Annotated in this window: 13 protein-coding genes and 1 other annotated feature; of the genes, 9 read left to right on the forward strand and 4 right to left on the reverse strand. The window is 56.3% G+C overall.

The genetic code is table 11. The features are described 5' to 3' along the window. Positions 1–39 precede the first annotated feature (39 nt). Together WG891_RS10790 and cobO are read left to right on the forward strand one after the other, a co-directional pair. Positions 40–801, forward strand: coding sequence for a YciK family oxidoreductase (locus WG891_RS10790; RefSeq protein ID WP_337262374.1), 762 nt, complete (start codon positions 40–42; stop codon positions 799–801). A 13-nt stretch (positions 802–814) separates the two neighbouring features. After that, the gene (gene cobO, locus WG891_RS10795; protein ID WP_337262373.1) at positions 815–1,405 is read left to right on the forward strand and encodes a cob(I)yrinic acid a,c-diamide adenosyltransferase; all 591 of its coding nucleotides are present in this window, start codon (positions 815–817) and stop codon (positions 1,403–1,405) included. Positions 1,406–1,452: 47 nt separating this feature from the next. Here cobO and rluB read toward each other — a convergent pair whose 3' ends face one another. From rluB to rnm, 3 genes are all read right to left on the reverse strand, one after another. Continuing rightward, entirely contained in the window at positions 1,453–2,349 is an 897-nt protein-coding gene (rluB, locus tag WG891_RS10800) for a 23S rRNA pseudouridine(2605) synthase RluB (protein WP_337262372.1), read from the reverse strand. A 151-nt stretch (positions 2,350–2,500) separates the two neighbouring features. Continuing rightward, a complete protein-coding gene (locus WG891_RS10805; protein WP_337262371.1) occupies positions 2,501–3,121 on the reverse strand; it encodes an L-threonylcarbamoyladenylate synthase in 621 nt (206 codons plus the stop codon). A gap of 41 nt (positions 3,122–3,162) precedes the next feature. After that, complete coding sequence (gene rnm / locus WG891_RS10810; RefSeq protein WP_337262370.1) at positions 3,163–4,050, reverse strand: RNase RNM; 888 nt, start codon at positions 4,048–4,050, stop codon at positions 3,163–3,165. Positions 4,051–4,314: 264 nt separating this feature from the next. Continuing rightward, positions 4,315–4,418, forward strand: a sequence feature (Trp leader region). Positions 4,419–4,443: 25 nt separating this feature from the next. Between rnm and WG891_RS10815 the strand changes: the two genes are divergently transcribed. The 6 genes from WG891_RS10815 to trpA are packed head-to-tail and all read left to right on the forward strand — an operon-like array spanning position 4,444 to position 10,999. Next, complete coding sequence (locus WG891_RS10815) at positions 4,444–6,006, forward strand: anthranilate synthase component 1 (protein WP_337262369.1); 1,563 nt, start codon at positions 4,444–4,446, stop codon at positions 6,004–6,006. After that, the gene (locus tag WG891_RS10820) at positions 6,006–6,587 is read left to right on the forward strand and encodes a glutamine amidotransferase-related protein (protein WP_076940210.1); all 582 of its coding nucleotides are present in this window, start codon (positions 6,006–6,008) and stop codon (positions 6,585–6,587) included. The genes WG891_RS10815 and WG891_RS10820 overlap by 1 nt, the downstream gene beginning before the upstream one ends. Before the next feature lie 16 nt (positions 6,588–6,603). Then, positions 6,604–7,602, forward strand: a complete 999-nt coding sequence (gene trpD, locus WG891_RS10825) for an anthranilate phosphoribosyltransferase (RefSeq protein WP_337262368.1) — start codon at positions 6,604–6,606, stop codon at positions 7,600–7,602. Between the two features lie 3 nt (positions 7,603–7,605). Then, positions 7,606–8,970 (forward strand): bifunctional indole-3-glycerol-phosphate synthase TrpC/phosphoribosylanthranilate isomerase TrpF, encoded by a 1,365-nt coding sequence (trpCF, locus tag WG891_RS10830; RefSeq protein ID WP_337262367.1) that lies wholly within the window; start codon positions 7,606–7,608, stop codon positions 8,968–8,970. A gap of 32 nt (positions 8,971–9,002) precedes the next feature. Continuing rightward, positions 9,003–10,193 (forward strand): tryptophan synthase subunit beta, encoded by a 1,191-nt coding sequence (gene trpB, locus WG891_RS10835; protein ID WP_337262366.1) that lies wholly within the window; start codon positions 9,003–9,005, stop codon positions 10,191–10,193. Beyond that, positions 10,193–10,999, forward strand: a complete 807-nt coding sequence (gene trpA, locus WG891_RS10840; protein WP_337262365.1) for a tryptophan synthase subunit alpha — start codon at positions 10,193–10,195, stop codon at positions 10,997–10,999. Before trpB ends, trpA begins: the two co-directional genes overlap by 1 nt. Before the next feature lie 128 nt (positions 11,000–11,127). Here trpA and ompW read toward each other — a convergent pair whose 3' ends face one another. Then, complete coding sequence (ompW, locus tag WG891_RS10845) at positions 11,128–11,769, reverse strand: outer membrane protein OmpW (RefSeq protein WP_337262364.1); 642 nt, start codon at positions 11,767–11,769, stop codon at positions 11,128–11,130. Positions 11,770–12,054: 285 nt separating this feature from the next. Between ompW and WG891_RS10850 the strand changes: the two genes are divergently transcribed. After that, a complete protein-coding gene (locus WG891_RS10850; protein ID WP_337262363.1) occupies positions 12,055–12,483 on the forward strand; it encodes a YkgJ family cysteine cluster protein in 429 nt (142 codons plus the stop codon). The last annotated feature ends 11 nt before the right edge of the window (positions 12,484–12,494 follow it).

Raw genomic sequence — 12,494 nt, forward strand, 5'->3', positions numbered from 1 at the left:
CACTCATCACTACCGGCACTCCCTGCGCGAGGAGCTATTGTGCATTACCAACCGAAACATGACCTACTCGATCAACGCATTATCCTGGTGACTGGCGCTGGTGATGGTATTGGCCGCGAGGCGGCGCTGACCTACGCACGATTTGGTGCGCAACTGATCCTGCTGGGGCGCACAGAAAGCAAACTGCAGGCGGTACAGGCGGAAATCGCTGCGGGCGGTGGTGCCCCCGCACACATTGTGACGCTCGATTTATTGCAGGCCACGCCTGAACAGTGCCAGCAGATCGCCAACGCATTGCAGGCCTGCGTACCGCGTCTTGATGGTGTGCTGCACAATGCCGGGTTACTGGGGGATATCGCCCCCATGGCTGAACTTTCGCTGACGATGTGGCAAGACGTGATGCAGGTCAACGTCAACGCCACCTTCATGCTCACTCAGGCACTGCTGCCGCTGCTGCTGAAATCCAGCTCGGGCTCGCTGATCTTTACCAGTTCCAGCGTTGGCCGCATGGGCCGTGCCAATTGGGGCGCTTACGCGGTTTCCAAATTCGCCACTGAAGGCATGATGCAGGTTTTGGCTGACGAATATAGAACTCGGAATCTGCGGGTAAATTGCATCAATCCGGGGGGAACTCGCACGCAAATGCGCGCATCTGCTTTCCCCGATGAAGATAAAAGCAAGTTGAAAACCCCAGCCGACATTATGCCGTTATACCTGTATCTGATGGGGGATGACAGCCGTCGCAAGACCGGTATCAGTTTTGATGCCCAACCTAACCGCAAACCCGGCGCAGCCGAATAAGGAGTTACTTGAGATGGCTGAAGATCGTCACCAACAGCGTCAGCAACGTTTAAAACAACAGGTGGATGCACGTATTGCCGCCGCTCAAGACGTGCGCGGTTTATTAATGGTATTTACCGGCAACGGCAAAGGCAAAACCACGGCAGCTTTCGGCACCGTCACCCGCGCGGTGGGCCACGGCATGAAAGCTGGCGTGATCCAGTTTATCAAAGGGCAATGGCCAAACGGTGAGAAAAACCTGCTGCAACAGCACGGCGTAGAGTTTCAGGTCATGGCGACCGGTTTTACCTGGGAAACTCAGGACAGAGAGAATGATACTGCTGCCTGTCAGGCCGTTTGGCAGCATGGCAAGCGCATGCTGGCTGACAGCAGCATGGATCTGGTGCTGTTGGACGAGTTGACCTATATGGTGAGCTACGGCTATCTGGAGCTGGAAGAGTTGCTCACCGCGTTGCATCAGCGCCCAGCGCATCAGACCGTGATTATCACCGGGCGCGGTTGCCACCGTGATTTATTGGAATTGGCGGATACCGTCACCGAAATGCGGCCGGTGAAGCACGCGTTTGACGCTGGGATCAAAGCACAGCAAGGGATCGATTGGTAACAGAACGCGCTAGCCCCGCCGTTCAGGCAGGGCTATGCGGGGAGATCTTAACTACGTTTGGCAGGCTTACCCGGTTTGCTGCCCGGTGCACCGCGGCGACTGCCGGTTGCAACCTGGCTGTGGCGCTTGACCGCACGGCGGATCTGATTGGCTTTCACACGGCGGCGTTCACGTTCAACAGGCAGCTTGCTGACGGTTTCCGGCTTCAGTTCCACCAGTTCACGCAGGTAGTTGATCGCCTTTAAATCCAGTTCTGTCCAGCCGCCACGTGGCAGCCCTTTAGGCAGATCGATGTCACCGTAGCGAACGCGAATCAAGCGGCTGACCTGAACGCCAACGGCTTCCCACAGGCGACGAACTTCACGGTTGCGCCCTTCGGTCAGGGTAACGTTGTACCACTGGTTGATGCCTTCGCCACCCTGAAAAGTGATGGTACGAAAAGCCGCCGGGCCGTCTTCCAACTGCACACCACGGCTCAGCAGTTTGATTTTTTCGTCATCGATCTGGCCGAATACGCGTACCGCATATTCACGCTCGACTTCGCGGCTTGGGTGCATCAGGCGGTTTGCCAATTCACCGTCGGTGGTGAACAGCAGCAGACCTGAGGTGTTGACGTCCAAACGCCCTACCGCCACCCAGCGCGAACCCCGCAGCTTTGGCAGGCGATCAAACACCGTTGGGCGGCCTTCGGGATCGCTACGCGTGCAAAGCTCGCCTTCCGGCTTGTAATACGCCAATACGCGGCACACCGCTTCTTCGGATTCTTTGATAGAAACCACATGACCATCCATACGAATTTTCATCGCAGGATTCACTTCGACACGATCGCCCAGCTTGGCAATTTTGCCATCAACGCTGACGCGGCCAGCTTCAATCATGGTTTCGATTTCACGACGCGAGCCATGGCCGGCGCGCGCTAAAACTTTCTGTAACTTCTCGCTCATTGAGCAACCTCTAGTGTCGCCTTCACAGGCGTCGGGGGGATTCTGTGGCCGCATTCCGGCGGAGTGCGGCCACAAAAGTCATCTCTTGGTTAAAACCAACCGCTCATTATACAGGCTTTATCCGAGGTTGGAACCGCCTTCGTCGGGCACTTCATCGAAAGGGAGCAGGATCGCCCGCCCCCTCGCGCACCACTTCTGGCGCAGACTCGGTCAGATCGATCACCGTGGTCGGTTGCTGGCCGAGGAAACCACCGTGGATCACCAGATCCACCTGCTTGCCCAAGTGCTCACTGATCTCTTCCGGATCGGACTCGGCAAAGTCATTGCCCGGCAGCATCAGCGTAGTTGACATCATTGGCTCGTTCAACACGTCCAGCAACGCCAACGCGATAGGGTTTGAAGGCACACGCAGGCCGATGGTTTTACGCTTGTCGTTCATCAGGCGGCGCGGCACTTCTTTGGTGGCTTTCAGAATAAAGGTGTAATTACCCGGCGTATTGTTCTTAATCAGACGAAACGCCGTGTTATCCACATAGGCATAGGTCGACAATTCCGACAGATCGCGACACATCAGGGTGAAATTGTGGTTGCCATCCAACTGACGGATACGGCAAATTCGCTCCATCGCCGCCTTTTCTTCCAGTTTGCAGCCCAGCGCGTAGCCAGAATCCGTTGGGTAAACAATCACCCCGCCCTTGCGCAGCACTTCAACCGCCTGGTTAATCAGACGCTGCTGCGGATTATCTGGGTGAATATAAAATAACTGGCTCATCTGTTACTCCTGAAAATGATACATGCTGGCAACGCGAAAGCTTATTGGGCTGCGGTTTTCGCCTGCTGTGGCCAGTCACGCCACACCGGCTCAACGCCGCCGGGTAGCCACAGCTTTCGTCCCAGTTCGATCCACGAACAGGGCTGATGAAAATCAGAGCCCTGTGACGCCAGTAATTGGTAATCCTGCGCATACTTTGCCAACAACGTGCGTTCATGCGGTGCCTGCTGACACTGCGCCACTTCCATGGCATCGCCACCGTTTTCGGCAAAATGCGCCAGCAAACGCTTGAGCCACTTGGCCGTCAGTTCGTAGCGGCCAGGGTGCGCCATCACGGCTTGCCCACCGGATTGATGAATTACATCAATAGCTTGTTCTATTGTACACCACTGTGGCGGAACATAGCCGGTTTTCCCCTTCGCGAGATACTTTTTGAATACCTGCGCCAGATTATCGGCCACGCCGGTTTGCACCAGATAACGGGCAAAATGACCACGCGTCACCGCGCCATCTCCCGCCAGTTGCTGTGCTCCGGCAAACGCATCGTGAATGCGCGCTTTCGCCAGCCGCACGCCAATCTCCTGCGCTCGCAGGTTGCGGCGCTGCGTCTGTTCGGCCAGCAGTTGGGTCAATGCGGGATGCGCAATGTCCATGCCTAAGCCCACAATATGAATCTCGTGGTTTTCCCACAGGGTGGAAATCTCCACACCGTTGACCAACTGCAACGGCAACGCCTGCTGCACGATCGCCGCAGCAGCCTCTGCCAAACCATTAATAGTGTCATGGTCGGTAATCGCCAACACACCAACGCGCATCTCAACTGCGCGCTGGACCAACTGCGTCGGCGTCAGATAACCGTCGGAGGCGGTGGTATGGCTGTGGAGATCGTACAGGGTAAAAGCGGAAGACTGTGGGCTACTGTCTGTCAAAAGAGATGTCCTGCAATGGCTTGGCTTTCTATCATAACCGTTATAGTAGGCTAGACGGAAATCTATTATCCCTTCGCCTTCAGCCCCAACGCCCTTCCACCTACTCCTGTTTAATGACAAGATTTCATGCTTGGCGCTAAGCTGTTGTGTGAAAAGAGGGTTGACTTTACACTCCCAAACTAGTTTACTAGTACACAAGTTCACGGCAATGGCCGTGCTGGATGATAATCAAGAGAGCATAAGATGATTAAGCAAACTTCTCTTCTTCGTTGGTGGCGTGCCTCCCTTTCACGGGCGGAGTAATCGCGCATACCTGTCATCTGACACTGCAGATTCCCTAAGCCCGCTAGTTACGCGGGCTTTTTTACGGAAAAAATTTAACTGGAACTACCGATGATGAACATCAAACCACAACTTAACCTGCTGACGGCGCAGGCCGATTACCGCGGCGATCCCACGGCGATTTTCCACCAGCTGTGTGGCGCCCGCCCGGCCACCCTGCTGCTGGAATCAGCAGAGATCACCAGCAAGCAGAACCTGAAAAGCCTGCTGGTGATCGACAGCGCTCTGCGCATCACCGCTCTGGGCCGTAAAGTCAGCATTCAAGCACTCACCGCGAATGGCGCGGCGCTGTTGCCGTTACTGGACGAAGCGCTGCCGAGCGCAGTGCAGATCCAGGTGCGCCCGAACAGCCGTGAATTGGTGTTCCCTACCATCGACGCCGTGCAGGATGAAGATGCGCGCCTGCGTTCACTGTCGGTTTTCGATGCACTACGCACCTTGCTGACGCTGGTCGATGCCCCGGCCGAGGAACGCGAAGCCATGTTGCTCGGCGGCCTGTTTGCCTATGATCTGGTCGCCGGGTTCGAAGCGTTGCCGGAACTGCGCCACGACCAGCGTTGCCCTGATTTCTGCTTCTATCTGGCAGAAACCCTGCTGGTTCTCGATCACCAATGCGGCGTTGCCCGTTTGCAAGCCAGCGTGTTCACCGGTGAAAGCAGCGAGTCACAGCGTTTGCAACAGCGTCTTGAACAGATTCAGGCCCACTTGCAGCAGGTTCCCCAAGCGATCCCCCATCAGAAGCTGGAAAACATGCAGTTAAGCTGCAACCAGAGCGATGAGGAATACGGTGCCGTGGTCAGTGAACTGCAGCAGGCGATCCGCCATGGCGAAATCTTCCAGGTAGTGCCTTCACGCCGTTTCTCGCTGCCGTGCCCGGCACCGCTGGCCGCCTACCAAACGTTGAAAGACAGTAACCCGAGCCCTTACATGTTTTTCATGCAGGATGACGAGTTCACCCTGTTCGGCGCTTCACCGGAAAGCGCACTGAAATATGATGCGACCAACCGCCAGATCGAAATTTACCCGATCGCCGGTACCCGCCCGCGTGGCCGCCGTGCCGATGGCTCTTTGGATCTGGATCTCGACAGCCGCATCGAATTGGAAATGCGTACCGATCACAAAGAGCTGGCCGAGCACCTGATGCTGGTCGATCTGGCGCGCAACGATCTGGCGCGTATCTGCGAAGCGGGCAGCCGCTATGTGGCTGACCTGACCAAAGTCGATCGTTACTCCTTCGTAATGCACCTGGTTTCCCGCGTGGTCGGCACCCTGCGCGCCGATCTCGACGTGCTGCACGCCTATCAGGCCTGTATGAACATGGGCACCCTGAGCGGCGCACCAAAAGTGCGTGCTATGCAGCTGATTGCCGCCTCCGAAGGCTCACGCCGCGGCAGCTACGGCGGTGCCGTGGGGTATTTCACCGCCCATGGCGATCTCGATACCTGTATTGTCATCCGCTCAGCCTATGTTGAAGACGGCATTGCCACCGTGCAAGCCGGTGCCGGTGTGGTGCTGGATTCCGTTCCCCAGGCAGAAGCCGATGAAACCCGTAATAAGGCACGCGCCGTGCTGCGTGCCATCGCCAGCGCGCATCAGGCCAAGGAGGTGTTCTAATGGCCGATATTTTGCTGCTCGATAACGTCGATTCCTTTACCTACAACCTGGTTGATCAACTGCGCGCCAGTGGTCATCAGGTAGTGATTTACCGTAACCAGATCGCCGCCGATATCATCGTCGAACGGCTGCAACAGATGGAACAACCGGTGCTGATGCTCTCCCCCGGCCCTGGCACCCCAGCGGACGCCGGTTGCATGCCAGAACTGCTGCAGCGGCTGCGCGGCCAGATGCCGATTATGGGTATCTGCCTCGGCCATCAGGCCATTGTTGAAGCCTATGGCGGCCACGTGGGGCAAGCCGGTGAGATCCTGCATGGCAAGGCGTCTGCTATTACTCATGATGGCGAAGGGATGTTTGCTGGCATGCCGAATCCGCTGCCAGTTGCGCGCTACCACTCGCTGGTCGGCAGTAATATCCCAGCCGAACTGACGGTAAACGCCCGCTTCGGTGACATGGTGATGGCGGTGCGCCACGATCGGCACCGCGTCTGTGGTTTCCAGTTCCACCCTGAATCGATCCTGACTACCCACGGCGCGCGTCTGCTTGAGCAGACATTGGCCTGGGCTCTGACGAAATAATTGAGAGAAAATGACTATGCAACCTATTCTTCAAAAGCTGTATCGATCAGAGTCGATGGACCAGCAGGAAAGCCAGCAACTGTTCAGCGCCATCATGCGCGGCGAACTGGAGCACAGCCAGTTGGCTGCCGCCCTGATCAGCATGAAAATTCGCGGCGAACGCCCTGAAGAGATTGCCGGAGCGGCCAGAGCATTGCTGAATGATGCGCTGCCATTCCCACGGCCGGATTATGATTTTGCGGACATCGTCGGTACCGGCGGCGACGGCACCAACAGCATTAACATTTCGACGGCCAGCGCCTTTGTTGCAGCAGCTTGCGGTGCCAAAATCGCCAAACACGGCAACCGCAGCGTTTCCAGCCGTTCGGGATCTTCCGATCTGCTGGCGGCGTTTGGCATCAGCCTGGATCTGCCAGCCGAAAAATCGCGCCAGGCATTAGATGAGCTCGGCGTGTGCTTCTTGTTTGCACCGCAGTATCACACCGGTTTCCGCCACGCGATGCCGGTGCGCCAACAGTTGAAAACCCGCACGGTGTTCAACGTGCTCGGCCCGCTGATCAATCCGGCGCGCCCGCCGCTGGCGCTGATTGGGGTTTATAGCCCGGAACTGGTGCTGCCCATCGCCGAAACCCTGCGCGTGTTAGGCTACCGACGCGCGGCCGTGGTGCACGGCGGCGGGATGGATGAAGTGGCTATTCATGCCACCACCCACGTGGCCGAGCTGAATAACGGTGAGATTGAAAGCTATCAACTGACGCCACAATCCTTTGGGTTGACGAGTTATTCGCTGGACTCCTTGCTGGGAGGATCACCGGAAGAAAACCGTGACATTCTGGCAAGGTTGTTACAAGGTAACGGTGAACCGGCTCACGCCGCAGCGGTCGCCGCCAACGTAGCGCTGCTGATGAAGTTATTTGGGCAGGAAGATCTGCGCCACAACGCGCAACAGGCACTGGATATGATTCACAGCGGGCAGGCCTATGGCCGCGTCACCGCTTTGGCAGCAAGAGGATAAGTAATGCAGCAGGAAACCGTGCTCAACAGGATTGTTCGTGATAAAGCGCAATGGGTCGCGGCACGAAGCCAACAGCAACCACTCGCCCACTTTCAGCATGAGATTGTGCCAAGCAACCGTGGTTTTTATCAGGCGCTGCAAGGAACCCAAACGGCATTTATTCTTGAATGCAAAAAGGCCTCACCTTCAAAAGGTGTGATCCGCGAAAATTTTGATCCGGTGGAAATCGCTGCGGTCTACAAGGATTTCGCCTCGGCGATTTCTGTGCTCACCGATGAAAAATATTTCCAGGGCAGCTACGATTTTCTGCCGCTGGTGAGCAAAACCGTTACCCAGCCGGTATTGTGCAAAGATTTCATTATCGATCCGTACCAGATCTACCTGGCGCGCTATTATCAGGCCGATGCCATCCTGCTGATGCTGTCGGTCTTGAATGACGAGCAATACCGTCAGTTGGCTGCGGTGGCCCACGGCCTGAATATGGGCGTGTTGACCGAGGTGATCAGCGAAGAAGAGCTGCAACGCGCGGTGCAGCTTGAAGCCAAAGTGATCGGCATCAACAACCGCGATTTGCGCGATCTTTCGATCGATCTCAATCGCACCCGCGTCTTGGCACCCCAGGTGCCGCAGGGCGTTACGGTGATCAGCGAATCGGGGATCAACAACTACGGTCAGATCCGCGAGCTCAGCCACTTTGCCAACGGTTTCCTGATCGGCAGTGCGCTGATGTCGGAAAGCGATCTGCGCAGTGCGGTCTGCCGGGTGATCCTGGGTGACAACAAAGTCTGCGGCCTGACTCGCCCGCAAGATGCCGCCGCCGCCTATCAGGCCGGTGCCAACTACGGTGGGCTGATCTTTGTTGAGCGCTCACCGCGCTGCGTCGACATCGCCCGCAGCCGCGAAGTGATTGCCGCAGCGCCGCTGAAGTACGTTGGCGTCTTCTGCGACGCACCGGTGGAAACCCTGGCGCATACGGCAGAACAGCTGGGCCTGTATGCCGTGCAACTGCACGGCGCAGAAGACCAGGCCTATATCAGCGCCCTGCGCGCCAAGCTGCCCGCGGCCTGCCAAATCTGGAAAGCCTTGAGCGTAAAAGAGCACCTGCCCGCCCGCGATCTGCAGCATGTGGATCGTTATCTGCTGGATAACGGTGCCGGTGGTACAGGAGTGCGTTTCGACTGGGCGCTGCTGCAGGGGGAAACCCTGAGCAATATGATGCTGGCCGGTGGCTTGAATGCCGACAACTGCGCCGCCGCCGCCCAGCTCGGCTGTGCGGGCCTCGACTTTAATTCCGGCGTGGAGAGCCAGCCCGGTATCAAGGATGCGACGCGCTTAGCGGCGGTATTCCAGGCCCTGCGCGCTTACTGAACATAATTTAACGGATAACAACGGGAAACATCATGACGCTGCTTAACCCCTACTTCGGCGAATTTGGTGGTCAGTATGTGCCACAAATTCTGATGCCGGCCCTGAAACAACTTGAAGAAGCCTTCGTCAGCGCACAGCGCGATCCAGAGTTTCAGGCAGAGTTTATCGATCTGCTGAAAAACTATGCCGGCCGCCCAACCGCGCTAACGCTGTGTAAAAACCTGACCGCAGGCACCAAAACCAAGCTCTACCTGAAGCGTGAAGATCTGCTGCACGGCGGTGCGCACAAAACCAATCAGGTACTTGGCCAGGCGCTGCTTGCCAAGCGCATGGGCAAAACCGAGATCATTGCGGAAACCGGCGCCGGCCAACATGGCGTAGCTTCCGCGCTGGCTTGTGCGCTGCTCGGGCTGAAATGCCGTATCTATATGGGCGCAAAAGACATTGAGCGCCAATCTCCGAACGTATTCCGCATGCGCCTGATGGGCGCTGAAGTCATCCCGGTGCACAGCGGCTCCTCCACGCTGAAAGATGCCTGCAACGAAGCGCTGCGCGACTGGTCTGGCAGTTACGATAAAGCCCACTACATGCTCGGTACGGCGGCAGGCCCGCATCCTTACCCTACCATCGTGCGTGAATTCCAGCGGATGATCGGGGAAGAAACCAAAGCCCAGATGCTGGAGCGCGAAGGCCGTTTACCGGATGCGGTGTTGGCCTGTATTGGCGGCGGCTCCAACGCCATTGGCATGTTTGCCGATTTCATCGACGACGCCAGCGTCGGCCTGATCGGTGTTGAACCGGCTGGCATGGGTATCGAAACCGGCCAGCACGGCGCCCCACTGAAGCATGGCCGGGTCGGCATTTACTTCGGCATGAAGGCGCCGATGATGCAAACCTCCGAAGGGCAGATCGAAGAGTCTTACTCTATTTCCGCCGGGCTAGACTTCCCTTCCGTCGGGCCGCAGCACGCCTATCTGAACAGCATCGGCCGAGCGGAATATGTGTCGATTACCGACGATGAGGCACTGGAAGCGTTCAAAGCCTTGTCGCGCCACGAAGGCATTATCCCGGCGCTGGAGTCTTCCCATGCGCTGGCCTATGCGCTGAAAATGATCCGTGAAACCCCGGAAAAAGAGCAGATCCTGGTGGTTAACCTGTCTGGCCGCGGCGACAAAGACATATTTACCGTTCACGATATTCTGAAAGCTCGGGGAGAAATCTGATGGAACGTTACCAGCAACTGTTTAAACGCCTGGAAGGCAACAGAGAAGGCGCGTTCGTGCCGTTTGTCACCCTGGGCGATCCTAACCCGGCGCTGTCACTGCAGATTATCGACACTCTGGTCGAAAACGGTGCCGACGCGTTGGAACTGGGGATCCCGTTCTCCGATCCGCTGGCCGATGGCCCGACCATCCAAGGTGCCGCCCTGCGCGCTTTCGCCTCTGGCGTCACACCAAGCCATTGTTTTGAAATGCTGGCGGCGATCCGCCAGAAGCACCCGACCATTCCCATCGGCCTGCTGATGTATGCCAACCTGGTGTTCCACAAAGGCATCGATGCTTTTTATCAGCACTGCGCAGAAGTGGGGGTGGACTCGGTGTTAATCGCTGACGTTCCATTTGAAGAGTCGGCACCGTTCCGCGCGGCGGCAACGCGCCACGGCATCGCGCCGATCTTTATCTGCCCACCGAATGCCGACGACGATCTGCTGCGTGAGATCTCCTCGCATGGCCGCGGCTACACTTATCTGCTGTCGCGCGCTGGGGTCACCGGCACAGAAAGCCGCGCACAGTTGCCACTGCATCATCTGGTGAACAAACTGCGGGAATACCATGCGGCACCGCCGCTGCAGGGCTTTGGTATTTCTGAACCTTCGCAGGTGAAAGATGCGCTGCAATCTGGCGCTGCCGGTGCGATCTCCGGTTCGGCAATTGTCAAAATCATCGAGCAGAACCAGGCACAACCCGCAGAAATGCTGGCTAAACTGGGCAAGTTTGTGCGCGAAATGAAAGCGGCAACCCACGCCTGATCCCCATCAAATGCCGGGTGCAGCCGTTGGTGCCCGGTTATGAAACCGTTCAATGTCGTGTTGGGTGGGTATACGGCAGATGAAACAGAGAGAGGCACCGCGCGGTGCCTCTTTGCTGTAAAGCGATATTAGAAACGGTAACCCGCACCGAACATGAAGACGAACGGATCCAGGCGCGTATCAATATTCTGATGTTGATCACCGGCGTCAAAGCGAACTTGAGTCTCGATGTTCATCCACCACACTGACATGTTCAACATCCAGTGCTCATCCAGGTTGTAATCCAAACCAGCCTGAGCTGCTACACCCCAAGAGTTTTTCAGGTCCAGATTGCTCAACCCGGCACTCTTGCCTGTGTCATTGAATTTTTCATCAAAGAACATGGTGTAGTTAAGGCCAAGGCCCAGATAAGGACGCAGTTTGTCCTGCTTGTCACCGAAATAGTACTGTGCCATCAGCGTTGGTGGCAGATGTTTCACGCTGGCAATATCACCGCTTACCGCGCTGCCGTTCAGAGATACGTTGTGGCTGAACGGCGTCACCGCCAACAGTTCAACGCCGATATTGTCCGTGACCATGTAACCGAAGGTTAAGCCCAACTGAGTATTGTTGTTGACACCAAACGATCCCTGACCAAGAACATTATCCGAACCCGCATTTGGGCGCACCGTCGCGGTACCCGCACGGAACAGGAAATCACCCGCCTGATGCGCACTTGCAAACATGGGGGCCATCATAGCCGCCAATACCACCAGAGTTGTCTTTTTCATTATCCATTCCATTTGTGTGGTTTACAGTCTCGACGAATATACCTATTAAAGGGTATTTTTGATCCAATCGAGATCACATCTTATGTGTAAAAATTTAAATTCATACCAAAAATAAGGATACCTAAGCCGCTAATAAATCAAGAATTGATCTAAATCAAAAAAGCCGTTTGTTGCAAAAAATGATATGTGCACCAATTTTCAGTTGCTAAAAAAATTACCGCTGAGTAACTTTGTCGTTCATGTTGGTTTTGGTTGGTGGCCGTGAGGAGTCACTGGGCAATCAAGATGAGCGAAATTCAAAATCCCTGTATGAGTTGCGGCGCCTGCTGCGGTTATTTTCGAGTGTCATTCTATTGGGCTGAAGCGGAAGATGGCGGCGGCACCGTGCCTTTATGTGTCACTGAACCCCTAACCCCTTTCCTGCGCTGTATGCAGGGCACCAACGGCAAATCTCCCCGCTGTAGCGCCCTGCTGGGCGAGATCGGTAAAGCGGTATCCTGTTCGATCTATCTCAATCGGCCAAGCCCGTGTCGTGAGTTCACGCAATCTGGGGAGAACGGCGTGCATAATGAAGCCTGCGATCGGGCTCGTGCCTGTTACCAACTGCCACCCCTGCCGTTTTCTGCTCCGAACAGGTTAATCGCCGAAGAAATAGGCGCTGTGCAACTCACGGGGTGCCACAGCGGCGCGGAACAGGGTACAATTACCTACTGATTTGTCTTTGT

Origin of the sequence: Serratia sp. MMO-28 (assembly GCF_037199905.1) — a bacterium.
Lineage (GTDB): Bacteria > Pseudomonadota > Gammaproteobacteria > Enterobacterales > Enterobacteriaceae > Chania > Chania oryzae.

Bases quoted from the DNA above. Each gene is read 5' to 3' on its own strand.
- cobO (WP_337262373.1), top strand. From the start codon at position 815: ATGGCTGAAGATCGTCACCAACAGCGTCAGCAACGTTTAAAACAACAG.
- rluB (WP_337262372.1), bottom strand. From the start codon at position 2,349: ATGAGCGAGAAGTTACAGAAAGTTTTAGCGCGCGCCGGCCATGGCTCG.
- WG891_RS10805 (WP_337262371.1), bottom strand. From the start codon at position 3,121: ATGAGCCAGTTATTTTATATTCACCCAGATAATCCGCAGCAGCGTCTG.
- WG891_RS10815 (WP_337262369.1), top strand. From the start codon at position 4,444: ATGATGAACATCAAACCACAACTTAACCTGCTGACGGCGCAGGCCGAT.
- WG891_RS10820 (WP_076940210.1), top strand. From the start codon at position 6,006: ATGGCCGATATTTTGCTGCTCGATAACGTCGATTCCTTTACCTACAAC.
- trpD (WP_337262368.1), top strand. From the start codon at position 6,604: ATGCAACCTATTCTTCAAAAGCTGTATCGATCAGAGTCGATGGACCAG.
- trpCF (WP_337262367.1), top strand. From the start codon at position 7,606: ATGCAGCAGGAAACCGTGCTCAACAGGATTGTTCGTGATAAAGCGCAA.
- trpB (WP_337262366.1), top strand. From the start codon at position 9,003: ATGACGCTGCTTAACCCCTACTTCGGCGAATTTGGTGGTCAGTATGTG.
- trpA (WP_337262365.1), top strand. From the start codon at position 10,193: ATGGAACGTTACCAGCAACTGTTTAAACGCCTGGAAGGCAACAGAGAA.
- ompW (WP_337262364.1), bottom strand. From the start codon at position 11,769: ATGAAAAAGACAACTCTGGTGGTATTGGCGGCTATGATGGCCCCCATG.
- WG891_RS10850 (WP_337262363.1), top strand. From the start codon at position 12,055: ATGAGCGAAATTCAAAATCCCTGTATGAGTTGCGGCGCCTGCTGCGGT.